This window comes from Streptomyces sp. DvalAA-43 (assembly GCF_900091725.1).
GTDB lineage: Bacteria > Actinomycetota > Actinomycetes > Streptomycetales > Streptomycetaceae > Streptomyces > Streptomyces pulveraceus.
Genome location: NZ_FMBW01000040.1, coordinates 172,185 through 197,802, shown reverse-complemented (window position 1 = coordinate 197,802; position 25,618 = coordinate 172,185). Strand labels below are relative to the sequence as shown.

At 72.9% G+C, this 25,618-nt stretch carries 20 protein-coding genes and 1 pseudogene; 14 read left to right on the top strand and 7 right to left on the bottom strand.

Going from position 1 to position 25,618, the window contains the following annotated elements; genetic code table 11:
* Positions 1-28 precede the first annotated feature (28 nt).
* Both GA0115234_RS13515 and GA0115234_RS13510 read right to left on the bottom strand, forming a co-directional pair.
* Positions 29-1,300, bottom strand: a pseudogene (locus tag GA0115234_RS13515) (allophanate hydrolase); the annotation flags it as partial.
* Positions 1,301-1,309: 9 nt separating this feature from the next.
* Positions 1,310-2,830 (bottom strand): PucR family transcriptional regulator, encoded by a 1,521-nt coding sequence (locus GA0115234_RS13510; protein WP_093541240.1) that lies wholly within the window; start codon positions 2,828-2,830, stop codon positions 1,310-1,312.
* An 89-nt stretch (positions 2,831-2,919) separates the two neighbouring features.
* Between GA0115234_RS13510 and GA0115234_RS13505 the strand changes: the two genes are divergently transcribed.
* The 5 genes from GA0115234_RS13505 (at position 2,920) to GA0115234_RS13485 (ending at position 9,545) form a co-directional block, all read left to right on the top strand.
* Complete coding sequence (locus tag GA0115234_RS13505) at positions 2,920-3,966, top strand: DUF917 domain-containing protein (RefSeq protein ID WP_161275595.1); 1,047 nt, start codon at positions 2,920-2,922, stop codon at positions 3,964-3,966.
* Positions 3,963-5,303 (top strand): hydantoinase/oxoprolinase N-terminal domain-containing protein, encoded by a 1,341-nt coding sequence (locus tag GA0115234_RS13500; RefSeq protein ID WP_093541236.1) that lies wholly within the window; start codon positions 3,963-3,965, stop codon positions 5,301-5,303. The genes GA0115234_RS13505 and GA0115234_RS13500 overlap by 4 nt, the downstream gene beginning before the upstream one ends.
* Before the next feature lie 95 nt (positions 5,304-5,398).
* Complete coding sequence (locus GA0115234_RS13495) at positions 5,399-6,835, top strand: purine-cytosine permease family protein (RefSeq protein WP_093541234.1); 1,437 nt, start codon at positions 5,399-5,401, stop codon at positions 6,833-6,835.
* A gap of 48 nt (positions 6,836-6,883) precedes the next feature.
* Complete coding sequence (locus tag GA0115234_RS13490; RefSeq protein ID WP_093541232.1) at positions 6,884-8,479, top strand: hydantoinase/oxoprolinase N-terminal domain-containing protein; 1,596 nt, start codon at positions 6,884-6,886, stop codon at positions 8,477-8,479.
* Complete coding sequence (locus GA0115234_RS13485; RefSeq protein ID WP_093541230.1) at positions 8,472-9,545, top strand: DUF917 domain-containing protein; 1,074 nt, start codon at positions 8,472-8,474, stop codon at positions 9,543-9,545. Before GA0115234_RS13490 ends, GA0115234_RS13485 begins: the two co-directional genes overlap by 8 nt.
* 143 nt (positions 9,546-9,688) lie before the next feature.
* Here GA0115234_RS13485 and GA0115234_RS13480 read toward each other — a convergent pair whose 3' ends face one another.
* Both GA0115234_RS13480 and GA0115234_RS13475 read right to left on the bottom strand, forming a co-directional pair.
* Complete coding sequence (locus tag GA0115234_RS13480; protein ID WP_093541228.1) at positions 9,689-10,132, bottom strand: SPW repeat protein; 444 nt, start codon at positions 10,130-10,132, stop codon at positions 9,689-9,691.
* 154 nt (positions 10,133-10,286) lie between these two features.
* The gene (locus GA0115234_RS13475; protein ID WP_370804386.1) at positions 10,287-11,897 is read right to left on the bottom strand and encodes a molybdopterin-dependent oxidoreductase; all 1,611 of its coding nucleotides are present in this window, start codon (positions 11,895-11,897) and stop codon (positions 10,287-10,289) included.
* Between the two features lie 158 nt (positions 11,898-12,055).
* Here GA0115234_RS13475 and GA0115234_RS13470 point away from each other — a divergent pair, with 158 nt between their 5' ends.
* The 3 genes from GA0115234_RS13470 (at position 12,056) to GA0115234_RS13460 (ending at position 14,765) form a co-directional block, all read left to right on the top strand.
* The gene (locus GA0115234_RS13470) at positions 12,056-12,721 is read left to right on the top strand and encodes a PadR family transcriptional regulator (RefSeq protein ID WP_093541618.1); all 666 of its coding nucleotides are present in this window, start codon (positions 12,056-12,058) and stop codon (positions 12,719-12,721) included.
* 254 nt (positions 12,722-12,975) lie between these two features.
* Complete coding sequence (locus tag GA0115234_RS13465) at positions 12,976-13,989, top strand: ATP-binding cassette domain-containing protein (RefSeq protein WP_093541226.1); 1,014 nt, start codon at positions 12,976-12,978, stop codon at positions 13,987-13,989.
* A complete protein-coding gene (locus GA0115234_RS13460) occupies positions 13,986-14,765 on the top strand; it encodes an ABC transporter permease (RefSeq protein WP_093541224.1) in 780 nt (259 codons plus the stop codon). Before GA0115234_RS13465 ends, GA0115234_RS13460 begins: the two co-directional genes overlap by 4 nt.
* Positions 14,766-15,107: 342 nt before the next feature.
* Here the strand turns inward: GA0115234_RS13460 and GA0115234_RS13455 are convergent, their stop codons facing one another.
* Both GA0115234_RS13455 and GA0115234_RS13450 read right to left on the bottom strand, forming a co-directional pair.
* Positions 15,108-15,950: a siderophore-interacting protein gene (locus GA0115234_RS13455; protein ID WP_093541222.1), complete on the bottom strand. Its 843-nt coding sequence runs from the start codon at positions 15,948-15,950 to the stop codon at positions 15,108-15,110.
* Positions 15,951-16,027: 77 nt separating this feature from the next.
* Positions 16,028-16,936 (bottom strand): 5'-3' exonuclease, encoded by a 909-nt coding sequence (locus GA0115234_RS13450; RefSeq protein ID WP_093541220.1) that lies wholly within the window; start codon positions 16,934-16,936, stop codon positions 16,028-16,030.
* Positions 16,937-17,352: 416 nt separating this feature from the next.
* Here GA0115234_RS13450 and GA0115234_RS13445 point away from each other — a divergent pair, with 416 nt between their 5' ends.
* The 4 genes from GA0115234_RS13445 (at position 17,353) to GA0115234_RS13430 (ending at position 22,481) form a co-directional block, all read left to right on the top strand.
* Complete coding sequence (locus GA0115234_RS13445) at positions 17,353-18,426, top strand: quaternary amine ABC transporter ATP-binding protein (protein WP_093541218.1); 1,074 nt, start codon at positions 17,353-17,355, stop codon at positions 18,424-18,426.
* Positions 18,419-21,055, top strand: a complete 2,637-nt coding sequence (locus GA0115234_RS13440; protein ID WP_093541216.1) for an ABC transporter permease/substrate binding protein — start codon at positions 18,419-18,421, stop codon at positions 21,053-21,055. The genes GA0115234_RS13445 and GA0115234_RS13440 overlap by 8 nt, the downstream gene beginning before the upstream one ends.
* 160 nt (positions 21,056-21,215) lie before the next feature.
* Entirely contained in the window at positions 21,216-21,761 is a 546-nt protein-coding gene (locus tag GA0115234_RS13435; protein WP_093541214.1) for a helix-turn-helix domain-containing protein, read from the top strand.
* Positions 21,762-21,773: 12 nt separating this feature from the next.
* Entirely contained in the window at positions 21,774-22,481 is a 708-nt protein-coding gene (locus GA0115234_RS13430) for a helical backbone metal receptor (RefSeq protein WP_093541212.1), read from the top strand.
* On the opposite strand, the gene GA0115234_RS13425 is transcribed toward GA0115234_RS13430, so the two are convergent.
* Positions 22,420-23,589, bottom strand: a complete 1,170-nt coding sequence (locus GA0115234_RS13425; RefSeq protein ID WP_093541210.1) for a TDT family transporter — start codon at positions 23,587-23,589, stop codon at positions 22,420-22,422. The genes GA0115234_RS13430 and GA0115234_RS13425 overlap by 62 nt on opposite strands.
* Positions 23,590-23,659: 70 nt before the next feature.
* Here GA0115234_RS13425 and GA0115234_RS13420 point away from each other — a divergent pair, with 70 nt between their 5' ends.
* Positions 23,660-24,595, top strand: coding sequence for a LysR family transcriptional regulator (locus GA0115234_RS13420; RefSeq protein WP_093541208.1), 936 nt, complete (start codon positions 23,660-23,662; stop codon positions 24,593-24,595).
* Between the two features lie 61 nt (positions 24,596-24,656).
* Positions 24,657-25,613 carry an aminoglycoside phosphotransferase family protein gene (locus tag GA0115234_RS13415; RefSeq protein ID WP_093541206.1) on the top strand — a complete coding sequence of 319 codons (957 nt, stop codon included), beginning with the start codon at positions 24,657-24,659 and terminating at the stop codon, positions 25,611-25,613.
* Positions 25,614-25,618: the final 5 nt, after the last annotated feature.

The window sequence follows — 25,618 nt, the reverse complement described above, 5'->3', positions numbered from 1 at the left end:
GCCGGGACCCGTCCCGGCGTCAGGGCGCCGGGGCCAGCAGGGCGGCGATCCGGGCCAGACGTTCGTCGGTGTGCGCCGGGCCGATCAGCATCACGCCGAACGGCAGGCCGTCCACCACACCGGCGGGAGCCGCCACCGCGCACAGCCCGAGCAGGTTGGTGGAGCTGGTGAACCGGCCGAGGCGGGTATGGGCGCCCACCGGGTCCGCGGCGACCTCGGCGAGGGTGGGGTGCCCCGGCGCGGTGGGCAGCAGGAGCGCGTCCGCGTCGCCGAGTGCGGCCGTCGCGGCGGTACGGAGGACGGCCAGCCGGGCCTGGTCGGCGAAGAGCCGGTGGGCCGGGATGTCGCGGGCCGCGGTGATGATCCGGGCCACCGTGGGGTCGAGGTCCGGGGCGGTGGGGTCGCCGTCGATGAACGCGCCGACCGCGGTGTAGCGCTCGGCGACGAACGCACCGCCGTACAGCAGCGCACCGGCCTCGGTGAACGGTGTCAGGTCGACCGGCCGGAGCCGGGTGCCCGCCGCGCGGAGCCGGGCGGCGGCCGATTGGTACGCCGCGGCCCAGCCCGGGTCGAGTGCGCCGAGCTGTCCGTTGGACGGCACCGCGATCCGCCAGGGGCCCGGAGCACGGGGGCGGTCGGGGCGCGGGGCCGGGCCGGCCATCAGGGCCATCGCCCGTTCGGCCTCGGGGAGCGTACGGGCGAGGACGGTGACGCAGTCCAGACTCGCGCAGGCGGGGACCACCCCCTGGGTCGGGACGAGACCGCGGGTCGGCTTGAGTCCGAAGACGCCGTTGAACGCGGCGGGGATCCGGCCGGAGCCCGCGGTGTCCGTGCCCAGTGCGAGGTCGACGAGGCCCAGGGCCACCGCGACCGCCGAACCCGAGCTGGAGCCGCCGCCGACCCGCTCCGGATCCTGCGCGGCGGCCACCGCGCCGTACGGGGACCGGGTGCCGGTCAGGCCCGTGGCGAACTGGTCCATGTTGGTCGTGCCGAGCACCAGCGCCCCGGCGGCCCGCAGCCGGGCCACCGCCGGGGCGTCGCGGTCCGGCTCGTACGCGTACGAGGGACAGCCCGCCGTGGTGGGGAGGCCGGCCACGTCGATGTTGCCCTTGACGGCCAGCAGCCGGCCCGCGAGGGGGAGGGACTCGCCCGAGGCCAGGCGGGCGTCGAGCCGCTCGGCCTCCGCCGCCACCTCGTCCCGGGGTCGCAGACCGATCCAGAGTTCGGGGCGCCCGACCGCTTCGATCCGGTCATGGGCGGCCCGGACACGGGCGAGGACGGGGGAGGTCGTCGGTGGCACGGTCGCTCCTCAGGGGCGGTTCGCCGGGGCGGCGGACAGGCCCGCGCGGCAGGCCAGTTGGAGGGCGAGGCGGACATCCGGCTCGTTCAGATCGGCGCCCGTCAGCTGGACGATCTTGCGGATCCGGGCGCCCACCGCGTTCCGGTGCAGATGGAGGGCCTCCGCCGCGAGGGCGGGGGAGTTGTTGTGGTCCAGGTACCCCTGGAGCGTACGCAGCAGGGGTTCGGCGCGCTCCGGGCCCAACGCCACTACCGGGGCGAGGAGTTCACTGACCGCCTCGCGCGCCGTGTCGGAGGCGTACCACTCCAGCAGCATCCGGTCCAGGCCCACCGCGTCGTGCGCCGCCACCGAGGGCCCCGCCCCGCGCGGCACCGCGGCACGGGCCTCACGGGCGGAGGTACGGATGCCCAGCGGGCCCCGGTGCGACGAGCCCACGCCGCATCGCAGACCGGCCTCCGGGCGCAGTCCGGCCAGCCGGTCCACCACCCGGCGGGCGCGGGCCAGAGTGGCGCGCCGCCCGTCCGCCCCCGGGTCGGCCGGCCAGGTGCTGAGCAGGACGAGGGCATCGTCGACCAGCGCGGCGTTCCACTGGACGGCGTCGGCGGACCGCGGTGCGGGAGCGGACGGGGCGGCGGGGGTGGTGGGGAGCGCCGTCCCGTCCCAGGTGCGCAGCAGGGTCAGCGCCTGGGACATCACCGCGTCCAGGGCCTTGGGCCGGTTCGAGGCGTCGAGGCCGCCCGCCTCCACCCGCAGCGCGATGTGCCAGCCGTCCACCGGCAGCGCCAGCGCCCGGCCCCGGGCGGCCAGCCGGGCGGCCTGGTCCTGCGGGGCCACGAGCAGCTCGGCGAGCAGCCGGCCCCGGGAGCGCACCGGTACGTCGCCGTGCCCGCCGCCCGCCGCCGCGAGGGCCGCCAGCGCGAGGACGGAGCGCACCGCCTCCCCCGCGTGACCGGGGCGGGCCGGGGCCGCGAGCCGGATCTCGCCGTCCGGGCCCGCGGCGGCCGCGCCCTCCTCGCCCGGACCGGCGGCGCGCAGCTCCACGGGCAGGCCCAGGGCGCGTCCGGCCGCCGTGGCCACCCGGTCGGGGTCGCCCGCGACGGCCGTCACCTCCCGTGCCGCGGCCGCGACCCGGGCCAGCGCGTCCGCCGCGGACCCGGCCACTGCCCGCTCCACCGCCACCACGAGGGCCGCGAGGTTCCCGTCGGCGTACAGCACCGCGACCCGGCCTCGCTCGGCGAGCGCCCGCGCCGTGGCCGTCACCTCGGCGGGCAGCCCGTGCGGCGTCTCCGTCACGCCCGTCAGGACCAGCGCGGCGGCCCCCGCCGCGGCCGCGTCCCGCACCGCCACGTCCAGCAGATGCCCCGGCACCGGGGCCAGCAGCACGGCGACCGTCCCGGCCGGGATGGCCGCGAGCCGGTCCGGGCGAGCCTCCAGACGCACCCCCGTGACCTCCCCCGCGTCGAGCGGGCCCACCAGCGGGCGGACCGCGTCGAGCCCGGGGGCGGAGAGGAGTTCCAGGATGTTCGCCATTCCCCCAGTGTGCTGCAAGCACATCAGGTGGTGGAATCGCGGGCTTCTGGCCCATGGGGAGCGTGATCCGTCTCCGTACGCTGGGATTCATGCACGTGGACGCCGGAGCACTCGCCGACTTCGCGCGGGGCTGTGCCGTCCTGGGATCAGGGGGCGGCGGACCCGCCGATGTGACCCTTCCCGTCGCCGGACAGGCGATCGAGGAGTGCGGCCCGGTGCCCGTCGTCGACCCGGCCGCGCTCCCCGCCGACGCGCTCGTCATGCCCGTCGGGCTCGTGGGATCGCCCGCCGTCGCCGCCGAACGGATCGGCGGCCGGGACGAACCCGCACGGCTGCGGGACCGCTTCGAGGCCCTGCACGGCGCCCCGGTCGCCGCGGTGATGAGCAGCGAGATCGGCGGCCTCAACGGCTGCGTCGCCGTCGCCTGGGCGGCCCGGCTGGGGCTGCCGCTGCTCGACGCCGACTCGATGGGCCGGGCCTTCCCCCGGATGGACCAGAACGTCCTGGAACTGGCCGGACTGCGCCCGGGACCGGCCGTGCTCGCCGACGAACACGGTCACACCGTGGTGGTCGACGACGTCGACGGCGCGCACCTGGAACGGTTCGCCCGCGCCGCCGTCGTCGCCTTCGGCGGGCGCGCCGCGTCCACCGACTACCCCCTGACCGCCGGACAGGCGGCCCGGCACGCCGTCGCCGGATCGGTCACCCGCGCCCTGGCCCTCGGCCGCGGCGAAGGACCCACGCCGCTGCTGACCGGCAAGGTCTCCTCCGTACGGCGGTACGCCACCGAGGGCGCCGACGGCGACGACGCCACCGGCGTCCTGCTGGAGGGCGGCGGCCCCGACGCGGGCCGGCTGGTGCTCGTCGAGGCCCGCAGCGAATTCGTCGCCGCCCTGGAGCACGGCACCCCGCTGGCCGTCGTACCGGACGTCATCGCCCTGGTCGACGTGGCGACCGGATGGGCCGTCCCGGTCGAGGAGGTCCGCTACGGACTGCGCGTCCACCTCGTCACGCTCCCCTCGCACCCCGCCTGGTACACGCCCGAGGGCCTGCGGCTGGCGGGCCCGTCCGCCTTCGGTCTCACCGGCCTGCCGCCCGCCGCGGCCGGGCACCGGGCCCCGGGAGGCACCTCATGATCCTCGGAGTGGACGTCGGGCCCACCAACACGGACGCCGTGCTCCTCGACGGCGACCGGGCGGTGCGGGCCGTGAAGGTGCCCTCGCTGGCCGGTGACGCCGTCGGATCGCTCGCCGCCGCCGTCCGCGCGCTCCCCGCCGGGCCGCGCGGCCGGGCCACCCAGCTCGCCGTGGGGCTGCGGGTCGCCGCCCGCGCGGTCAGGGAGCGGGACGGGCTCGCCCGGGTCGGCGTGCTGCGGGTCGGGGGCGCCGCCGCCGATGCCGTGCGGCCGCTCTTCGGCTGGCCCGGGGCGCTGCGCGACGCCGTGTGCGCGGGCACCGCGAACGTCCGGGGCGGCGGCGGTCTGGCGCCCCGTGACACCACCCCGCTCGACCGGGACGCCGTCGCCCGGTTCGGCGCCTCGCTGGCCGGCCGTGCCGAGGCGTTCGCCGTCACCGCCGTGTTCTCGCCCGTCGACGGCGGACAGGAGCGGGAGGCCGCCGAGATCCTGCGCGCCGAGACGGGCCCCGACACGACCGTCCTGCTCTCCAGCGACGTCGGCACCCTCGACCTGCTGGCCCGCGAGAACGCCACGGTGCTCGACGCGGCCCTGTCCGTGCTGGTGGCCCGGGTCGCCGACGAGCTGACGGCCACGCTGCCCCGCCTCGGCCTCGCCCCCGGCGCCGCCGTTCTCGTCACGCGCAGCGACGGCACGCTGATGAGCCTGGAGTACCTGCGCCGTCAGCCCGGACTCAGCCTGGGCAGCGGACCCGCCTGCACCATCCGCGGCGCCGGACTCCTGGCCGGACTCCGGGACGCCGTCGTCGCCGACATCGGAGAACGCCGCGCCCGGGTCGGGGCGCTGACCGGCGGCTATCCGCAGGAGGCAGGCCCCGGCGAGCGCATCGGCGGCGTCCCGGTCAGCCTGCGCTTCCCCGACCTGATCACCGTGCGCGCCGACGCCCACCGCGAACTCGCCGAGGCCGCCGACCGGATGCGCCCCGCCGCCGGACTCCTCCCGCTGATCCTGGTCGGCGGCGGTGCGGGCGGCGTACCCGGCGGGGCGCTCACCGGGTTCGACGTCGTACGCCCCGAACACGGCGGCGTGGCCGGGGCGTTCGGCGCGGCGGCCAGCCCGGTCGGCGGCCAGTACGACCGGATCGTCCACCGCGGCCCCGGCCGACGGCTCGACGCCGTACGCGACGAAGTACGCGACCTGGCGCGGGCCGGTGCGGTACGGGCGGGGGCCGACCCCCGGCGCGTACGCACCCACGCGGAACCGGACCTCCCGGTGCCGTATCTGCCCGGTGCGGTGCTCCTGCGGGCCCGCGCCGTCGGGCCGCCCCTTCCGCTCTGACCCCCGCTCATCACGCCTTTCCCTCCCCTTCGGAGCAGCCCGGTGCCGTGCTGCTGCGCCCTCCTGCCCGCCCGCTCACCCGAGGACCCGTCCCCATGACCCAGCAGTTCGATGTGCACCGAGAGCCATCCACCAGGCCACCCGCCCAGCCCCGGCCCCAGGAGCGGGACGAGGACTACCCGCTGGAGCGGGTGCCGCGCGCGGCCCGCTACTCCTGGTTCAACGTCGCGGTGCAGCGCTTCGGCCAGCTCTCCGACCTGACGCAGTTCCTGCTGGGGGCCGCGCTCGGCGCCGGGCTCTCCTTCTGGGGCGCCTTCTGGGCGTTCACCCTCGGCTCGGTGATCCTGGAGATCGTCTGCATATTCGTCGGCATCGCCGGCATGCGGGAGGGTCTGTCCACCTCGATGCTGGTCCGCTGGACCGGCTTCGGCCGCTACGGCTCCACTCTCATCGGACTCGTCATCGCGGTCAGCCTCTTCGGCTGGTTCGGTGTGCAGACGGCGGTGTTCGCGGCCGGGCTGCACTCGATCGTGCCCGCGCTGCCGGTCTGGGCCTGGTGCCTGATCTGCGGTCTCGGTGTCACCGCGCTCGTCCTGCGCGGCTTCCGCGCCATGGGCTGGACCGCGTTCGTCACCGTGCCCGCCTTCCTCGGCCTCGCGGGCTGGGCGATGATGGTCGAGTTCTCCCGGCACGACGTGGGTGACCTGGTGGCCTCGGCGCCGTTCGGTGCCCACATGTCCATCGCCACCGGCGCGACCATCGTCGCCGGTTCGTACATCGTCGGCGCGGTCACCACCCCCGACATGACCCGCTTCAACCGCAACACCGGCGATGTCGTCAAGCAGACGGTGGTGGGCATCAGCCTCGGCGAGTACGTCCTGGGCCTCGGCGGGGTGCTGCTCGCCTACGCGGTGAAGTCCTCCGACCTGATCGCCATCATCACCTCCTCCTCCGGTGTCATCGGCGTCATCGTCCTGGTCTCCGCCACCGTGAAGATCAACAACTGGAATCTGTACTCGTCGTCCCTCGGCCTGATCGGCGCGGTCGAGGCGCTCTTCAAGGTCCGGCTGAACCGGGTCGGCACGACCGTCACGATCGGTGTGTTCGGCAGCCTCGCCGCGGCCGCCGGAATCCTGGACCGGTTCACCGACTTCCTCACGGTCCTCGGCGTCCTCACCCCGCCCGTCGCCGGGATCATGGTCGCCGAGTACTTCGTGGTGAAGAAGTGGCGGCCGCAGCTGGACGCCTCGCGCTCGGCGGGACGGCTGCCCGAGACCGAACCCAGCTGGGTGCCGGCCACCATCGCCCTGTGGGCCGCGGCCTCCCTGTTCGGCTGGCTCGGCGACCACTACCAATGGTGGGGTGTCCCGGCGCTCAACTCCCTGCTGCTGGCCGGGCTCGGCTACGTCGTCCTCGGCAAGCTCGGCCTGGTGCGCGGCGTCCGTGAACTGCCGTTCGAACAGCCGGCGCGCCCCGCGGCGGCGATCGAGGCGGAAGCGGGCACGGCCTGGTCGTCGAAGGCCGCCGCCTGACCCGTACACCACCCGAGAACCCCACCCCCTACGAAAGACAGACACACCATGCGCATCGGAATCGACGTCGGAGGCACCAACACCGACGCCGCCCTTCTGGGGGACGACGACCGGATCGTCGCGACCGCGAAGACCCCCACCACCTCCGACATCACCTCCGGCGTGACCGCGGCGATCCGGGCCCTCGACCCGCCGATGGAATCCGTCACCGCCGTGATGATCGGCACCACCCACTTCCTCAACGCACTGATCGAGGGCGCCCGGCTCGCCCCCGTCGCCGCGGTACGCCTCGGTCTGCCCGCCACCGCGGCGCTGCCGCCGATGACCGACTGGCCGGAGCGCCAGCGTGCGGCCGTGGGCGGACACGGTTATCTCTGCCACGGCGGGCGGGAGTTCGACGGCCGGCCGCTGTCGCCGCTCGACCCCGAGGAGCTGAGGCGGACCGCCGCCGACATCGCCGCGCGCGGGCTGACCTCGGTGGCCGTCTCGTCGGTGTTCTCCCCGGTCGCCGAGGAGGACGAGCGCCGGGCCGCCGAGATCCTCGGCGCCGAACTGGGCCCCGGTGTGCACTTCTCGCTGTCGCACGAGCTCGGCCGGGTCGGGCTGCTGGCCCGGGAGAACGCCACGATCATCAACGCGGCCCTGCGCGACCTGGCGACCGCGATCGTGGAGTCGTTCGCCAAGTCGCTCGCCGAGGTCTCGCTGACCGCCCCGTTCTTCCTCTCGCAGAACGACGGCACGCTGATGGACGTGGACTTCGCCCGCGCCTACCCGGTGGCCACCTTCGCGTCCGGGCCCACCAACTCGATGCGCGGCGCCGCCTTCCTGTCCGGTCTCGGCGACTGCGCGGTCGTCGACGTCGGCGGCACCACCGCGGACGTCGGCATCCTCGCGGGCGGCTTCCCGCGCGAGGCGGCGGGGGAGAGCGAGGCCGCGGGCATCCGTACCAACTTCCGTATCCCCGACGTCCTCTCGCTCGGCATCGGAGGCGGCTCCCTGGTGTCGCCGGACGGCGAGACCGGTCCGCGCTCGGTCGGATTCCGGCTCACCGAGGAGGCACTGGTCTTCGGCGGCTCCACCCTGACGGCGACCGATCTCGCGGTCGCCGCGGGCCGCGCCGACATCGGTGACCGGTCCAAGGTCGCCCATCTGGACCCGGAGTTCACCGCTCGCGCGCTCGACCGGATCGCCGGGCGGCTGGCGGAGACCGTCGACCGGATGCGTACCTCGGCGGGGCCGCTGCCGGTCGTCGCGGTGGGCGGCGGCAGTGTGCTGGTGCCCGAGGTCCTGCCCGGCTTCGACGATGTGCGCCGCCCCGGCCACTTCGACGTCGCCAACGCGGTGGGCGCCGCGATAGCCCAGGTCGGCGGCGAGGTGGACCGGGTCTTCCAGGTCCCGGAGGGGCGCCGGGACTCGGTGCTCGCCGAGGCCCGGGAGGAGGCCGTGGGCCGGGCCGAGAGCGCGGGCGCCCGGCCGGGCACGGTCCGCGTCGTCGACGTGGAGGAGGTCCCGCTGGCCTATCTCCCGGGCGGCGCGACCCGGATCCGGGTCAAGGCGGTCGGCGACCTCGACCTGAACGGCATCGGCAGCACCCGCGCCCCGGCCGGGGCGCGCGACACCCATGGAGCAGCGTCACATGCGTGAGATCAACCTCGACAACCTGGACGACATCGCGCGCGGCGCGGGCATCCTCGGCACCGGCGGGGGCGGCGACCCGTACATCGGCAAGCTGCTGGCCCGTGAGGCCATCCGGAAGTACGGCCCGGTCCGGCTCGTCGCCTTCGACGAGGTGCCGGCCGACGCGACCGTGGTGCCCGTCTCGGGGATGGGGGCGCCCACGGTGCTGCTGGAACGGGTCCCGGCCGGTGGCGAGGAAGTGGCCGCCCTGCGCGCCCTGGAGAAGCACATCGGCCGGGCCGCCACCCACATCGCGCCGATCGAGGTCGGCGGCGTCAACTCCATGCTGCCCATCGCCTGCGCCGCCGAGGCGGGGCTGCCGCTGGTGGACGGTGACGCGATGGGCCGTGCCTTCCCCGAGGCGCAGATGGTGCTGCCCGGCCTGATCGGGGTCGCCAACACCCCGATGGCGCTCGCCGACGACAAGGGCAACAGCATCATCGTCGACGCCGTCTCCAACCATGCCGCCGAGCGCATCGCGCGGGCCGTCTGCGTGGAGCTCGGCTGCCAGATCTCCAGCGCCGACACCGTGATGCGGGGCGACCAGCTCACCGACGGGCTCGTCCCCGCCACGCTGACGCTCGCCGAGCGGCTCGGCGCCGCCGTGCGCGAGGCGCGCGCCTCGCACACCGACCCGGTGCGCGCGGCGCGCGCCATGCTCTCCGGTACGCATCTGCTGACCGGCAAGGTGGTCGACGTGAGCCGACGGACCCAGGGCGGCTTCGCCCGGGGCGGCGCCCGGATCGAGGGCATCGGCGAGGACGCGGGCCGGGTGCTGGAGCTCGGCTTCCAGAACGAGCATCTGCTGGCCACCCGCGACGGCGAGACGGTCGCCACCACGCCGGACCTCATCTGCGTGCTGGACACCGACACCGGCGACCCGGTCACCACGGAGGGGCTCCGCTACGGCCTGCGCGTCAGCGTCCTCGCGGCCCCCTGCGACCCGCGCTGGACCACCCCGGGCGGCCTGGCGCTCGCCGGTCCGCGGTACTTCGGCTACGACGTGGACTATCTGCCGTTCCGGCAGGACTGACCCCCTGGCAGGACTGACCCCCTGGCAGGACTGACCCACCGGCCGCCACACCGGCTCCCGGCCGGACCATACCGGCGCCCGGCCGGTCCGCTCCACGGACCGGCCGGGGGCTTCCTCGCGCAGCCCTGCGCGCGGTGCCTTTCTCAGACCGGGCGCTTGCCGCTCTTCATGGATGCGCCGACGCAGACCAGTCCGAGCAGCACGGTCAGCCCGCCGATGATGATGTTGCTGATGACGACGCCGAGGCCGGGGCTGCTGCCGACGATCCACGTCGAGACGATGGTCCAGGCGCCCATGGCGCAGATGGCCCAGCTCAGGCCGTACATGCGCTCGGGCATGACGGTGAACCCGAGACCCAGCGCGGCGATCGCGATACCCATGATCAGGTTGTGCGTCGTGAGGGCGGGCTGGCTCGTCGTGAAGTGCAGCACCCACGGCGAGATGGCGCAGTAGAGACCGACGAGGAACACCGGTGCGTCCACCAGGGCCACATCGCGGCCACCGAGCATGCGGGCATAGCGATCGCGCATTTCGGATACATCGGGGTGACTGGCCATGTCACGGCCGGTGTGCGAGAGGTTTGACATGGGGTTCGTCTCCTTCGCTCGTGCAGACCGGAACGTCCCTTCCGGCGAAAGCGGCCTGCCCTGCCATTCTGCTCTTATATCTCCCTTATGTGTAGATTTGGGGGCCTGTGAAAATCCCATGGATCCGCATGAGCCCCCCCGGGGAGGCGTCCTCTCAGGAGACGTCCACCACCACCGAGTGCCAGCCGGTCGCCCCGTCGGGGACGGTGTCGGTCCGTCGTCCGGTCTGGGTGGCGCCGGTGCCGTCGGTCGCGCGGACTTCGAGCGTGTGGCGGCCCGAGCTGGCCGGCCACTCCCAGACCCACTGGCGCCAGGTGTCCCGGCTGTCCTCGGCCGCCAGCCGGGCCGGGTGCCACGGACCGCCGTCCACCCGGACCTCCACCCGTGAGATGCCTCGGTGCTGCGCCCAGGCGACCCCGGCCACCGGTACGGTGCCGGGCTTCGGGGACGCGGAGGCGCGGGGGGTGTCGATCCGGGACTCGGTCTTGACCGGTGCCTGCTGGGCCCAGCTGCGCCGGACCCAGTAGGCGTCGTACGCGGCGAAGGTCGTCAGTTCGATCTCCTCGATCCACTTGCAGGCCGACACGTATCCGTACAGGCCGGGTACGACCATCCGGACCGGGAAGCCGTGGGCGAAGGGCAGCGGCTGACCGTTCATGCCGAAGGCCAGCATCGCGTCGCGTCCGTCCATGACCGCCTCGACCGGCGTGCCGGTCGTCATGCCGTCGATGGACCGCGCCACGAGCTGGTCGGCGGGCCCGCCAGCCGAGGGCGGCCGCACCCCGGCCTCGCGCAGCAGATCGGCCAGCCGCACCCCGAGCCATCTGGCGTTGCCGACGTAGGGGCCGCCGACCTCGTTGGAGACGCAGGCCAGCGTGATGTCCCGCTCGACGGTCTCCCGGCGCAGCAGATCGTGGAGGCCGATCGTCATGGGCCGGGAGACCCCCTCGCCGTGGATCCGCAGCCGCCAGCCGGTCGCGTCGATCCGGGGCACGACCAGGGCCGTGTCCACCCGGTAGAAGTCCTGGTCCGGGGTGAAGAAGGGGCTCAGCCCCGGGATCCGCAGATCGGCACCGGCCGGGACCGAGGGGGCGGCGGAGTCGGGTACGGGCAGGACCAGGTCATGGCGCGAGGCGGTGGCCCCGGCCTGGACGGAGGAGGTGAGCCGCCGCCCCAGGAGCCCCGCACCGGCCGAGACCACCGTCGCCACGGCCGCCGTGACGACGAAGCCCCGGCGGTCGAAGGCGCCGTACGCCTCGCCGGCCCCGGGCGGCGGAGGCGGGGCCGTCGCGAGCCGTCCGGCCAGCAGGAAGAGCACTCCGGCGCCCGCCGCGGCCCCCACCACCGACGGCAGCGCGTCCGCCGCGGCACCCTCCGGCCGCCCCACCGCGGCCACCGCCCCGACCACGCCGAAGACCAGGACGGCCGCCGAACCGGTCCGCCGGTGGTGCAGCGCCCACACCCCGACCGCCATGGCGAAGAGCGCCAGCACCACCACGATGCCCAGTTGCAGCACCAGCTTGTCGCCGGTGCCGAAGTGCCGTACGGCGAACTCCTTCAGGGCCGGGGGAGAGCGGTCGATGACCGCCTCGCCCACGGCCGCGACGGGCCCCGCCTCGGGACGGACGAGGGCCGAGGCCAGCTGGGCCGCGGCCAGGGCACAGAACCCGGCGATCAGCCCGGCGAGCGCCGCGAGCGCGGTGCGGGCCGGGTGTCCTCCCCCGGCCCGGGAGGTTCCCTGACGTTGCGCGTCGGCTTCCTTCACACGGTCCGCCTTCCTGGCTGTGTCCGTACGGAACGGTCGGTGTGCGGGATCCTGTCACGCCGTCAGGAATTCGCGATACATCGTGGTTGACGCGTCTGGGTGAACGCGATATGTTCGCTCGCGAGTATTCGATGGCGAGGTAGAGAGTGGTGGGGTCGGTGGCCAAGCGGCGCAAGCTCAGCAACCCACTGGCGCTGACGGTCATGGTGCTGCTCGCCGAACGTTCCATGCATCCGTACGAGATCGCCCAGACGCTGCGGCGGCGCGGCAAGGAACACAGCGTCAAGATCAATTTCGGCTCGCTCTACACCGTCGTCCAGAACCTGGAGAAGCACGGGTACGTGGAGGTGGCCGGCGTCCAGCGGCAGGGCAACCGCCCCGAGCGCACGCTCTACGGCATCACCGAGGCCGGGCACGCGGAGATGCTGGACTGGCTCTCCGATCTGCTGGCCGTCCCCGCCGCCGAGTACCCGGTCTTCGAGACGGCGCTGTCGCTGCTGCCGGTGCTGCCGCCGCAGGACGTGGCGGAGCTGATGGAGACCAGGACGGCGGCGCTGGCGATCCAGGCGGCGGCGGTACGGGGTGTCCTCGGCCAGCTGGGGGAGAAGCTGCCCCGCGTCTTCGTCATCGAGACCGAATACCAGCTGCACATGCTCGACGCGCAGCTGGAGTGGATCAGGAACTTCCACACCGAACTCACCGACGGGACGATCACCGGAATCGAGGAGTGGAAGTCCTTCCATGAGACCGGCGAGGTCCCGCAGGACTGGAAGGACCTGGACGAACAGGAAATCGTCCTGGCCCCGGAACGGCACAGCCCGTAGACAAGCGGCGCGGCCCAGAGATGAGCGGCACGGCCCGTAGACACACGAACCAGACAGGGAAAGACCCCGGTCGGAGCTGTTGGAGCAGCGACGGCCGGGGTCTCGAACCCCGGACCGGTCACGCCGTGGAGGCGAGCCGGGCGATCGAGGTGCGGCACACCAAGGATAGCCCGGCGCTCTTCAGGCGGATCGGCTCGGCATGCCCGAGTGCTCGGTGCACCCGAGCACCCCGCCGACCACAGGAGAGCTCTGTCATGAGCACCCGTGCGCCCGCAGTAGCGGCGCGAGACCTGATCAAGACCTATCCCGGTGATGTCACCGCCCTGGCGGGCATGGACCTCACCATCGACGCCGGCACGGTCTTCGGACTGCTCGGCCCCAACGGCGCCGGAAAGTCCACCACCGTCAAGATCCTGACCACCCTGGCCCGCCCCGACTCCGGCACCGCGACCGTCGCCGGACACGACGTGCTCCGCCACCCCGACCGGGTCCGCCGCGCCATCGGCGTCGTCGCCCAGAAGTCCGGCGCCGATCCGGTCGCCACCGGCCGGGAGAACCTCCTGCTCCAGGGCAGGCTGTACGGAATGCGGGGCGCGGCGGTCCGGCACCGCACCGATGAGCTGCTGGACCGCTTCGACCTCGCCGACGCGGGCAACCGCCAGGTCAAGGGGTACTCCGGAGGGATGCAGCGACGCCTCGACGTGGCGCTCGGCCTGGTCCACCGGCCCGAGGTGCTCTTTCTCGACGAACCCACCACCGGGCTCGACCCCGAGGCCCGCACGGCGATGTGGGACGAGATCGCCCGGCTGGCCGGCGACGAGGGGCTGACCATCGTCCTGACCACGCACTACCTGGAGGAGGCCGACCGGCTCGCCGAGCGCATCGCGATCGTCGACCGCGGCCGGATCGTCGTCGAGGGCACCCCCGACGAGCTCAAGGGCGAACTCCGGGGCGACGCCGTCCACATGGAGCTGCGCGCCGAGGGCGACACCGGGACGATCACCGCCGCGCTCACCGGACTGCCCGGTGTGCACGAGGTACTGGTCGACGGCCGCCGGGTGAGCGTACGCGCCGGGGACGGCGCCGCGGCCGTGCCCCTGCTGCTCGCCGCCTTGGAGCGGGCCGGTGCGGCGGTCGCCGCCGCCACCGTGGCCCGCCCCTCCCTCGACGACGTCTACCTGCGCTACGCCGGACGCCGCTTCGCCGAGGCCGAGGCCGCGGACGCCCGCCACATCCCCGCCCTGACCTCGGCCGGAGACGCCCGATGAACAGCCAAGCACTCGCCCAGACCTGGTACATGACCCAGCGTCAGCTGATGGCGATCATCCGGCAGCCGGTCTTTCTGGTGATCTCCCTGGTCCAGCCGGTGATCTGGCTGTTCCTGTTCGGCAACCTCTTCAAGAAGGTCGTCGAGCTCGGCGGTTTCGGCACCACGTCCTATCTGGACTACCTGATCCCCGGCATCGTGGTGATGAGCGCGCTCGGATCGAGCATGTGGGCCGGGATGGGCACCCTGGAGGAGATCGAGCGGGGCACCCTCAACCGCTTCCTGACGACCCCGGTCAGCCGCAACGCGCTGATGAACGCCAACGTCGTGGAGAACGGCATCGCCACCGCCGTGCAGTCGGTCGTCATCGTGCTGCTCGGCTGGGCCGCCGGGGCCACCTACCAGGGCGGTGCGGGCGGACTGCTGGTCCTGGTCGTCGCCTCGGTGCTGCTCGGTACGGTCTTCGGCGCGCTCTCCAACGCGCTGGGCATGCTGGTCCGCCGACGCGAGTCGATCATCGGTATCAACACCTTTCTGCTGCTGCCGCTGACCTTCCTCTCCTCCTCCTTCATGGCCCCGAGCCAGATGCCGTCCTGGATGCGGCACATCGCCGACTTCAACCCGGTCAACTGGGCTATGGTGGCGGGCCGTTCGGCGCTGAACGGTGACCCGGACCGGGGTCTGGTGCTCGGCCGTGGGGGAGCCCTGCTGGTCCTCGCGGTGGTGGCGGTCGGGCTGTCGACCCGGACGTTCCGCTCGTACCAGAAGTCCGTCTGACGGGCGCGCCCACGGCGTCGTCGTGCCGCCGACCCGGTCCGGGGCCGAATCCCCGGGCCGGGTCCTCGGCCTCCGTGCCGCCCTCGGCGCGAGGAAGGCCGGCGGCCCGAACGGCGGGAGCGGGATCTCGAAGAGCGCGGCGGTCATGACACGAGTTCCTTCCGGGCAGGACCGGAACTCGAACCGGAACCCGGATCGGAATCGGAATCGGCCCAGGGCTCGGGAGTCGGTGGCGACGGCGGCGGTGGAGCGCGGCGGGTGGGGGACACCGACGGGTGATCCGGCGCCCCGGACATGGGTGTGCCCCGGCCGGGGGCCGGGGCACGTCCGGATGATCCGGTGTTACGCGGCGCTCTCCTGCTCGCGCTCCACCTGTGCGTTCCACTCGCGCTTGACCGAGCGCCAGGTGTCGTCGTTCTGGCCGAGCCGCCAGTAGCCGGAGATGGAGAGCCGGTCGAGCGGGATCCCGCGGTCGAGGCGCAGATGGCGGCGGATCTCCTTCACGAAGCCCGCCTCGCCGTGGACGAACGCCTGGACCTCGCCCGCGGGGAACTCCAGCTCCTTCACGGCGGCGGTCAGCGCCTCGCCGACCGGGCGCTCGCCGCGGTGCAGCCAGGTCACCTCTACGCCGTCGGGCGTCACGATCTTCTGCTCCTCGGAGGCGTCCGCCACCTCGACGAACGCGTGCACCACCGCGCCCGCCGGCATCTGCTCCAGGGCCGCCGCGACGGCAGGCAGCGCGCTCTCGTCCCCCACCAGGAGGTGCCAGTCCGCCGAGGCGTCCGGGCCGTAACCCCCGCCCGGTCCCAGGAAGGTCACCCGGTCGCCCGGGACCGCCCGCGCCGCCCAGGGCCCGGCGAGGCCCTCGTCGCCGTGGACCACGAAGTCGATCGCCAGCTCACGGGCGACCGGATCCCAGGAACGCACCGTGTACGTACGGGTCGTGGGCCACAGCTCCCGGGGCTGCTCCTCGCGGATGCGCGCCATGTCGAAGGGGTGCGCGTAGTCGGCGCCCTCGGGGGCGAAGCAGAGCTTGACGTAGTGGTCGGTGTACCCGGAGAGCCCGAAGCCGGCGAGGCCCTCACCGCCGAGCACCACACGCACCATGTGCGGGGTGATCTGTTCGGTGCGCACCACCTCGGCCCCCTGTGCCTGAGGTGCCTGCCGCGCCGGTCGTTCTGCCACGAGGTTCTCCCTGTATCGATTTCTTAGGCTTACCTAAGCTAGCACTTCCTCCCTGGAGTGGGGAGGGAGTGGGCACTTCATCTCTGCAGAGCGAGGAGCAGGCGCTGGAGCGCACCGCCCAGCCCCCACCGCCTCGCGAGGGCGTCGAGGGCGGCGGGATCGCGCGGCCCGGCGGGCAGTGCCGGGTCGAAGTCCGGCAGGGGTACGTCATCGGCGACCCGGACCACCTTCGGCGCGACGGCCACGTACGCACGCGCCTCGTCGAGCCGCTTGCGCCGGGCCGGCGTCAGCTTGGCCTTCGGGTCGTCGACGGCAGCCATGATCCCGGCCAGATCGCCGAAGTCCTCCAGCAGTTTCGCCGCGGTCTTCTCGCCGATGCCGGGGACGCCCGGCAGGCCGTCGCTCGGGTCGCCGCGCAGCAGGGCCAGATCGACATAGCCGGGGCCGTCGACCCCGTACTTCTCGCGCAGCCACGCCTCGTCCGTCAGCTGGAGCGAGCCGACGCCCTTCAGCGGATAGAGCACCCGCACTCCGCGTGCGTCGTCGACCAGCTGGTAGAGATCCCGGTCGCCGGTGACGATGTCCACGGGGCCGGTCGCCAGGCCGGTGAGGGTGCCGATCACATCGTCCGCCTCGTAGCCCGCGACGCCGACCCGGGCGATACCGAGCGCGTCGAGCACGTCCTCGATGACCGGCACCTGCGGGGCCAGGGTGTCCGGGGTCTCCTCCTCGTCGGGCAGCCCCTCCGTGGTCTCCACCGCGACCCGGTGCGCCTTGTACGACGGGATCAGCTCGACCCGCCAGTGGGGCCGCCAGTCCGCGTCCATGCAGGCGACCAGGTCGTCCGGGCGGTGGTCCTGCACCAGCCGCCCGATGAAATCGAGCAGCCCGCGCACGGCGTTGACCGGTGTGCCGTCCGGGGCGCGCACCGAATCGGGGACCCCGAAGTAGGCGCGGTAGTAGAGGGAGGCGGTGTCGAGGAGCATCAGGCGTCGCGTCACCCCACGATGATGCCGCACCCCTCTGACACCGGCCGTGGTGGACACCGGCCATCGGGGACGCCGGCCTTCGCCGATGGTCGCCGTCGCCGTCGCCGGCCACCCGCCGACACCGGCCGTCGGGGACACGGAAGGGCCGGGGACGGGTGACGGAAACCTTTCGTTCATATGTGACCTGGATCACTCTTGTGTTTGGGTTGTGTAAGTGGGGGCAGGCGCGCAGCCGGAGCGGATCACGTACCGGTTTCAACCAGTGCACGTGTCATGCGGACCGAATCCGCGCCGCTCCACGGTCTGCCGGAGGGGGTGGCAGACCGTTTTTCGGTTCAACCCGCGAGGTGTATGTGTCAAGGCTGCAAGCTGAACGCTTGTACAAAGTGTTCGGCAGACGACCCGATCAAGCCGTGCAGAAGCTCGAAGGCGGCGCCGACCGCGACGAGCTGCGGGCCGACGGAACGACCGCAGCGGTGATCGACGCCTCGTTCACCGTCGAACCGGGACAGATCTTCGTCGTGATGGGTCTGTCCGGGTCCGGAAAGTCCACGTTGCTGCGCATGCTCAACGGCCTTCTGGAGCCCACAGCCGGACGCGTGCTGTTCGACGGCCAGGACCTGACCGCCCTGAGCCCCGCCGAACTGCGCCATGTCCGGTCCTCCAAGATCAGCATGGTGTTCCAGCACTTCGCGCTCTTTCCCCACCGCAGCGTGCTGGAGAACGCCGGATACGGCCTGGAGGTCCAGGGTGTGCCGCGCGCCGAGCGCGAGAAGCGCGCCGCCGAGGCGCTGGAGCTGACCGGCCTGGCCGGCTGGGAGAAGTCCTGGCCCGACGAGCTGTCCGGCGGCATGCAGCAGCGTGTCGGCCTGGCCCGCGCCCTGGCCACCGACGCCGACCTGCTGCTGATGGACGAGTCCTTCAGCGCGCTCGACCCGCTGATCCGCCGCGACATGCAGGACCAGCTGCTCGAACTGCAGAAGCGGCTGAAGAAGACCATCGTCTTCATCACCCACGACCTCAACGAGGCCATGCGCCTCGGCGACCGCATCGCCGTGATGCGCGACGGGAGGATCGTCCAGCTCGGCACCGCCGAGGACATCCTCGTCACCCCGGCCAACGACTACGTCGCCTCCTTCACCCAGGACGTCGACCGGACCCGGGTGCTGACCGCGGGCGCCATCATGGCCGAGCCGCACACCGTCATGGGCACCAGCACGGACGACGGCAAGGAACTGCGCACCGCCGCCGATGTGCTCGCGGCCGCCCCGGCCACCGTCACCGAGTCCACGCCGATCATCGAGCTCTTCACGCCCTGCTCGCAGAGCGGGGTCGCGGTCGCCGTGACCGACGACGCCGGCAAGCTCATCGGTGTCGTACCGCGCGCCCGGCTGCTCGCCGTACTCGGCGAGCCGATGACTCCCGCCGAGGCCCCGAAGGACATCCGGACCGGTACGACCGCCACGAAGAAGGTGGCCAGTGTTTAGGCTCCCTCTCGGCGACTGGGTCGACTCCGCCGTCGACGGGCTCCAGACCCATCTGGCCTGGCTGTTCGACGCGATCAGCTCGATCGTCAGCAATATGTTCGACGGCATAGCCGCCGTGCTCTCCGCCCCCGCCCCGCTGCTCTTCGCGGGCATCGTCGCGGTCATCGCCTGGTGGCTGCGCGGTCTGCTCGCCGGGGTCCTCGCCTTCGTCGGCTTCGCCGTCATCGACTCCGTCGAGCTGTGGGACGAGGCGATGGACACCCTCACCCTGGTGCTCGTCGCCACCATCATCGCGTTGGTGCTGGCCGTACCGCTGGGGATCTGGGCGTCCCGCTCCAAGACAGTCAGCGCGGTGACCCGGCCGGTCCTGGACTTCATGCAGACCATGCCCGCCATGGTCTATCTGATTCCCGGCGTCATCTTCTTCGGCGTCGGCGTGGTGCCCGGCATCATCGCCACCATCATCTTCTCGCTGCCTCCGGGCGTCCGGATGACCGAACTCGGCATCCGCCAGGTCGACGGCGAGCTCGTCGAGGCCGCCGAGGCCTTCGGCACCACCAAGCGCAACACCCTGCTGCGGGTCCAGCTGCCCCTCGCGCTGCCCACGATCATGGCGGGCATCAACCAGGTCATCATGCTGGGCCTGTCCATGGTGGTCATCGCCGGCATGGTCGGCGGCGGCGGCCTCGGTGGCGCCGTCTACCGCGCCATCGGCAACGTGGACGTCGGCCTCGGCTTCGAGGCGGGCATCTCCATCGTCATCGTGGCGATGTACCTGGACCGGATGACCGGCGCGCTCGGCCGCGAGGTCTCCCCGCTCGCCCGCCGCGCGCTCGCCAGGGCGCAGTCCATGACCGGCGGACTCAAGATCTGGAACCACCGCCCGCAGCCCGTCGTCGCGGTCTCCGGCGTCGTGATCCTCGCGCTCGTCGCGGGCGCCCTGGGCATCTTCGGCTCCTCCGGTTCGGACCAGGACAAGAACACCGCCGACGGGTCCGACATCGGCGCGGGCAAGAAGATCAGCATGGGTTACATCCCGTGGGACGAGGGCATCGCCTCCACCTTCCTCTGGAAGGAGATGCTGGAACGGCGCGGCTTCGAGGTCGACGTCAAGCAGTACGAGGCCGGCGCGCTCTACACCGGTATGGCCAACGGCCAGATCGACTTCGAGACCGACTCCTGGCTCCCGGTCACCCACGCCAGCTACTGGAAGAAGTACAAGGACAACCTTGAGGACATGGGCTCCTGGTACGGCCCCACCTCGCTGGAGCTGGCCGTTCCGTCCTACATGAAGGACGTCCGGTCGCTGGAGGACCTCAAGGGCAAGGGCTCGCAGTTCAAGGGCCGGATCGTCGGCATCGAGCCGAGCGCCGGTGAGACGGGTCTGCTCAAGGACAAGATCCTGCCGGGCTACGGCCTGGACAAGGAGTACAAGGTCGTCGACGGCTCCACGCCCTCGATGCTGGCCGAGCTGAAGCGCGCGTACGCCAAGAAGGAACCGATCGTCGTTCCGCTCTGGTCGCCGCACTGGGCCTACAACCAGTTCGAGCTCACCAAGCTCAAGGACCCCAAGAACCTCTGGGGCAAGGGCGACGGCATCCACACCCTGGCCCGCAAGGGCTTCTCCGCCGACAACCCCGAGGTCGGCAGCTGGCTGAAGAACTTCAAGATGACCGAGGACCAGCTCACCAGTCTTGAGGCGCAGATCCAGAAGTCCGGCTCCGGCAAGGAGCAGGAGGCGGTCCGCACCTGGCTGAAGGCCAACCCGGGTGTCGCCGGCACATGGACCCCGGTCGCCAAGGGCGGTACGGCCAAGGGTGCGAACGGCAAGGACGAGCGTGACCGCGCCGTCGAGATGGCCTGGTTCCCCTGGGAGGAGGACATCGCCGCCACGTACCTGTGGAAGGCGGTCCTGGAGGAGCGCGGTTACAAGATCAACCTCAAGCAGTTCGAGGTCGGCCCGATGTACGCCGCGATGTCGCGCGGCCAGATCGACGTGCAGTTCGACGGCTGGCTGCCGTACACCCAGAAGAACTACTGGGAGAAGTACGGCTCGCAGCTGAGCGACCTCGGGTCCTGGTACGGCCCCACGTCGATCGAGGTCGCGGTGCCCTCCTACGTGAAGGACGTCAAGTCCCTCGCCGACCTCAAGGGCAAGGGCTCGCGGTTCAAGGGCCGGATCGTCGGCATCGAGCCGGGCACCGCCACGATGGAGAACCTCAAGAAGAACGTCCTGCCGGCCTACGGCCTGGACAAGGAGTACAAGGTTCTCGACTCCTCGACGCCCGGCATGCTGGCCGAGCTGAAGCGCGCGTACGCCAAGAAGGAGCCCATCGCGGTGCTGCTCTGGACCCCGCACTGGGCGTACAGCGAGTACGGCATGACGAAGCTGGCAGACCCCGAGAAGGCCTTCGGCAACGGCGACCGGCTGCACACCATCGCGGCCAAGGACTTCCCGAAGAACTACCCGCGGCTGACCAAGTGGTTCAAGGACTTCAAGCTGAGCGAGGACCAGCTCGCCGGTCTGGAGAACCAGATCCAGAAGCACGGCGCGGGACACGAGGAGGAGGCCGTGAAGGCCTGGATGGAGAAGAATCCGGGCATCGCGGACAAGATGGCTCCGCAGTAGGGCCTCCCGCAGGCCCCGAAGCACCGGAAAGGGTGGGTACCGCCGACGGCGGACCCGCCCTTTCCGGGTTTCCGGACGTTCACCGCCCGGCCGACCTTGCGCAACCGCATGCGTAATGTGCCCGCAGCCGGGAGGATGACGAGTCGGGAGGGAGCCGGACATGGACGAGAAGGAAGCACTCCGCGTGGGCGCCGCGGTCCGCCGGAGGCGCAGAAGCCTGGGGCTCACACTGGCCGCGGTCGCCGGCCGCAGTGGTCTGTCCGTGCCGTTCCTCAGCCAGATCGAGAACGAGCGGGCCCGGCCCAGCGCCCGGTCCCTGGACCGGGTCGCCGAAGCCCTGGAGACCACCACGGCACGGCTGCGCGCCGCCGCGGACTCCGCGCGCGCCGTCGATGTCGTCCGGGCGGGCGAGGGCGACGGGGCACGCAGGGTGGTGCGCGGACGCCATCAGCTCAGCGCCCTGGAGTTCACCGGGGAGCTCGACCTCGGGCGCGAGTTCCAGCACCGCAACGACGAGGTGATGTACGTGGCGCAGGGCGCCGCCGAGGTGGAGGCCGAGGGGCAGGCCTACCGGCTGGAACAGGGCGACACCCTCTTCCTCTCCGGCGGGGTCCGGCACCGCTGGCGGGCCACGGTGCCCGGTACGCGGCTGCTGTTCGTCGCGGTCGCCGAGCACATCGACGCCACCTATGACCCCCGCCGCTGAGGAGGGCCCGTCGTGCGAGTCGTCTCCCTGGTCCCCTCGCTCACCGAGGCCGTTGCCGTCACCGCCCCCGGCCTGCTGGTCGGGGTCACCGACTGGTGCACCCACCCGGCCGGACTGACCGCGGCCCGGATCGGCGGCACCAAGAATCCCGATGTGACCGCGGTACTCGCGCTCCGGCCCGATCTCGTCGTCGCCAACGAGGAGGAGAACCGCGAGGCGGACCTCGCGGCGCTCCGCGCCGCCGGAACCGAGGTGTTCGTCACCGCGATCCGCACTCTCGACCAGGCCTTCGAGGAGCTGGACAGGGTCCTGGTCACCGCCTGCGGGGCGGCCAGGCCGCGCTGGCTGGACGAGGCCGAGGCGGCCTGGGCCGCACTGCCGCCGCCCCGTGCGCCGCGCCGCGCGATCGTGCCGGTCTGGCGCAGGCCCTGGATGGTGCTGGGCCGCGACACCTTCGCCGGGGACCTGCTGGCCCGGCTCGGCGTCGAGAACACCTACGCGGACCACGCCGAGCGCTATCCCCGTATCCCGCTCGACGCGCTGAACGCGGCGGGCGCCGATCTGGTGGTGCTGCCCGACGAGCCGTACCGCTTCACCGCGGACGACGGGCCCGAGGCCTTTCCGGCCCTGCCCGCCAAGCTCGTCGACGGGCGGTACCTCACGTGGTACGGGCCGTCACTGGTGCGGGCGCCTGCGGTGCTGCGAGCAGCGCTCCGCTGAACAGCCCGCGCAGCGTCCGCGCCCCGGCCACCGCCCACGCCGTCACCAGCAGGACGTACAGCGCGACGGCCAGCCAGGTGTACGCCGTGAGACCGGTGTGCCGGGCCAGCCCCGCGGCGCCCGTGACACACGTACCGACCGGGAAGGTGAAGCCCCACCAGGTCATGCCGAAGGTCATCCCGTTCCGCGCCGCCCGCACCACCAGCGCGACGGCCAGCGCCAGCCACAGCAGCGCGAAACCCATCACCGGCACCCCGTACAGCACGGCGAAGACCCCGAGCCCCGAGGCATACGGTGCCCCGATCGCGCCCGGCGCCACATCGGCGAGCTGGTTGACCGCGGTCGTCGACTGCCCCAGCGGGCCGAGGACCAGGAACAGCGTGGGTGTCAGCGCGAGCGGCAGCGGCCCCTGGTGGACGAGCCGGGCGAAGATCAACGGCAGCATCACCAGCGTGGCCAGCAGGCTCAGCCCGAACATCGCGTAGCAGGCCAGCAGCATCGCCTCCCGCCACTGACCGGCCGGCAGCTCCGGCACCAGCAGCGGACCGAGAGCCGCGGAGACCATCGGGGCCACCACCGGCAACAGCCACACCGGCGAAGCGGTACCGGGCTCGATCCGGTGGCGTACGACCATCAGATACGGGATCGCGACCGCGGCGCCCAGCCCGATCAGCGTGCCCGCCGTGTACAGCACCACGTCCAGTGCGAGGGCCGCCCCGTGTCCGATGACATCCTTGCCGACCACCATCGACGAACCGCCGACGGCCAGCAGGGCCATCGACAGACAGCCGTAGAACGGGGCCACCGCCGGATCGAGAAGATGGCTGCGGGCCTGGTCGCGATGGGCGATCCAGTGCCCGGTACGGGCCACCAGCACCGCGGCGAGCGCGAGCGCCGCGAGCGCCCACACCACCGTGCAGGCGGTCCGCAGTCCCGGGACGTGCACGGGCAGCGCGACACCCGCGCTCGCCACGATCGCGGTGCCCATGACGGACGCGTACCAGTTGGGGCCGATGTACCGCAGGGACGGCAGCCGCTCGGCGGCCGGGATCGGAACGGGGGACTGCTGCGCCCGCTGTGTCTGCTGCGTCTGCGGAAAGATGGCCATGCCACGATTTTCCTGGCGGGCGTCGGCCCCCACCAGGGACTCCGCATCTATGAGGTCATAAGGTGGCTTTATGACCGGCGAAGCGCATGTCCCCCTCTCCCACCGGGTCCCCGACCTCGGAGCGCTGGAACTCCTGCTCGCCGTCGCCCGCCACGGCAGCCTGGGGCGCGCCGCCCGGGACGTCGGCGTCACCCAGCCCGCCGCCAGCAGCCGCATCCGGTCCATGGAGCGGCAGCTCGGCGTGGCCCTGCTGGACCGCTCACCGCGCGGCTCCCGGCTCACCGACGCGGGCGCGCTGGTCACCGACTGGGCGCGCAGGATCGTCGAGGCGGCCGAGGCCTTCGACGCGGGCGCGCAGGCGCTGCGCGACCGACGGGACTCCAGGCTGCGGGTCGCCGCCTCCATGACCATCGCCGAGTACCTGCTGCCCGGCTGGCTGATAGCGCTGCGCGCCGAACGGCCGGACACCGCGGTCTCGCTGCTCGCCGGGAACTCGGCGGCGGTCGCGGGCCGGCTGCTCGTGGGCGAGGCCGACCTCGGATTCGTGGAGGGCCTGTCCGTGCCGGAAGGGCTCGACGGCACGGTCATCGCCCACGACCGCCTGGTCGTCGTGGTCGCCCCGGCCCATGCCTGGGCCCGCCGCCTCACCCCCCTCACCCCGCAGGAACTGGCCGCGACCCCGCTGATCCTGCGCGAACACGGCTCCGGCACCCGCCAGGTCCTGGACGCGGCCCTCGCCGTGCACGGCGGCCTCGCCCAGCCGCTGCTCGAACTCTCCTCCACCACCGCGGTGAAGGGAGCGGCGGAGAGCGGAGCCGGTCCGTGTGTCCTGAGCGAACTGGCGCTCGGCGAGGAGCTGTCCTCGCGCCGCCTGGTCAAGGTCCCGGTCGCCGGAGTACGCCTGCGACGCCAGCTGCGCGCCGTCTGGCCCGCCGGCCACCGCCCGACGGGTCCGGCCCGCGATCTGCTCTCCCTGACCGCCCGGGACGGCCTGGCGCATCCGTGAGGTCCCGTACGCCCCGGTAAAACCGCTGGTGGACGGCGGTGCCGTGGTGAAGGATGCGCGGATGGACGTGATCGCTCCACCCGCCATGGGTGTCCGCCGGCACTGGGCCGACCTGCCCGCTTCCGTCCGGAGCGCCGTCGAGGACGTCCTCGGCGCCCGCGTCGTCGAGGCGCGCAGCCAGAGCGGCGGGTTCTCGCCGGGGGTGGCCGCCCGTGTCCGGCTCGCGGACGGGAGGCGCGCCTTCGTCAAGGCGGTGAGCGCCGAGACCAATCCCCACAGCCCCGACCTGCACCGCGCCGAGGCCCGGCACACCGCCGCGCTCCCGCCCGGCGCCCCCGTGCCCGGCCTGCTCGGTTCGTACGACGACGGCACCGTGGTCGCCCTCGTGCTCCAGGACATCGACGGCCGCCAGCCCCGCGTCCCCTGGGACCCCACCGAACTGGAGCGGGTCCTGGCGGCGGTCGGTGAGCTGGGCGCCGCCCTGACCCCGGCCCCGTTCGACGCGCCCGCCGTCGCCGTCAGCGAGGCCGAGGCGTTCAGCGGCTGGCGGAACCTGCTCGCCGCGGGGGATCCGGGGCGGCTCGACCCGTGGGCGGCCCGCCACCTCGGTCTGCTGGCGGAGCTGGAGTCCGGCTGGGCGGAGCCCGCCACCGGGGACAGCCTCGCCCACAGCGACCTGCGGGCCGACAACATCCTGCTCACCGACGACCGGGTGGTCTTCGTCGACTGGCCCCACGCGCTGCGGGCCGCCCCCTGGTTCGACCTGATGATGCTGCTGCCGTCCGTGGCCGCACAGGGCGGCCCCGATCCGGAGGCCGTCTTCACCGCCCACCCGCTGGGCAGGAACGCCGACGGGGCCGGCGTGACGGCGGTACTCGCCGCGCTGACCGGCTACTTCGTATCGAGCTCACTGGAGCCGGACCCGCCCGGCCTCCCGACGCTCCGGGCCTTCCAGTACGCGCAGGGCGCGGCGGCGCTGCGCTGGCTGCGGGGGAGACTCGGGCCCGGCGCTCCGTGAGGCCG

Bases quoted from the DNA above. Each gene is read 5' to 3' on its own strand.
- GA0115234_RS13510 (WP_093541240.1), bottom strand. From the start codon at position 2,830: ATGGCGAACATCCTGGAACTCCTCTCCGCCCCCGGGCTCGACGCGGTC.
- GA0115234_RS13505 (WP_161275595.1), top strand. From the start codon at position 2,920: ATGCACGTGGACGCCGGAGCACTCGCCGACTTCGCGCGGGGCTGTGCC.
- GA0115234_RS13500 (WP_093541236.1), top strand. From the start codon at position 3,963: ATGATCCTCGGAGTGGACGTCGGGCCCACCAACACGGACGCCGTGCTC.
- GA0115234_RS13495 (WP_093541234.1), top strand. From the start codon at position 5,399: ATGACCCAGCAGTTCGATGTGCACCGAGAGCCATCCACCAGGCCACCC.
- GA0115234_RS13490 (WP_093541232.1), top strand. From the start codon at position 6,884: ATGCGCATCGGAATCGACGTCGGAGGCACCAACACCGACGCCGCCCTT.
- GA0115234_RS13485 (WP_093541230.1), top strand. From the start codon at position 8,472: ATGCGTGAGATCAACCTCGACAACCTGGACGACATCGCGCGCGGCGCG.
- GA0115234_RS13480 (WP_093541228.1), bottom strand. From the start codon at position 10,132: ATGTCAAACCTCTCGCACACCGGCCGTGACATGGCCAGTCACCCCGAT.
- GA0115234_RS13465 (WP_093541226.1), top strand. From the start codon at position 12,976: ATGAGCACCCGTGCGCCCGCAGTAGCGGCGCGAGACCTGATCAAGACC.
- GA0115234_RS13460 (WP_093541224.1), top strand. From the start codon at position 13,986: ATGAACAGCCAAGCACTCGCCCAGACCTGGTACATGACCCAGCGTCAG.
- GA0115234_RS13450 (WP_093541220.1), bottom strand. From the start codon at position 16,936: ATGCTCCTCGACACCGCCTCCCTCTACTACCGCGCCTACTTCGGGGTC.
- GA0115234_RS13435 (WP_093541214.1), top strand. From the start codon at position 21,216: ATGGACGAGAAGGAAGCACTCCGCGTGGGCGCCGCGGTCCGCCGGAGG.
- GA0115234_RS13425 (WP_093541210.1), bottom strand. From the start codon at position 23,589: ATGGCCATCTTTCCGCAGACGCAGCAGACACAGCGGGCGCAGCAGTCC.
- GA0115234_RS13420 (WP_093541208.1), top strand. From the start codon at position 23,660: ATGACCGGCGAAGCGCATGTCCCCCTCTCCCACCGGGTCCCCGACCTC.
- GA0115234_RS13415 (WP_093541206.1), top strand. From the start codon at position 24,657: ATGGACGTGATCGCTCCACCCGCCATGGGTGTCCGCCGGCACTGGGCC.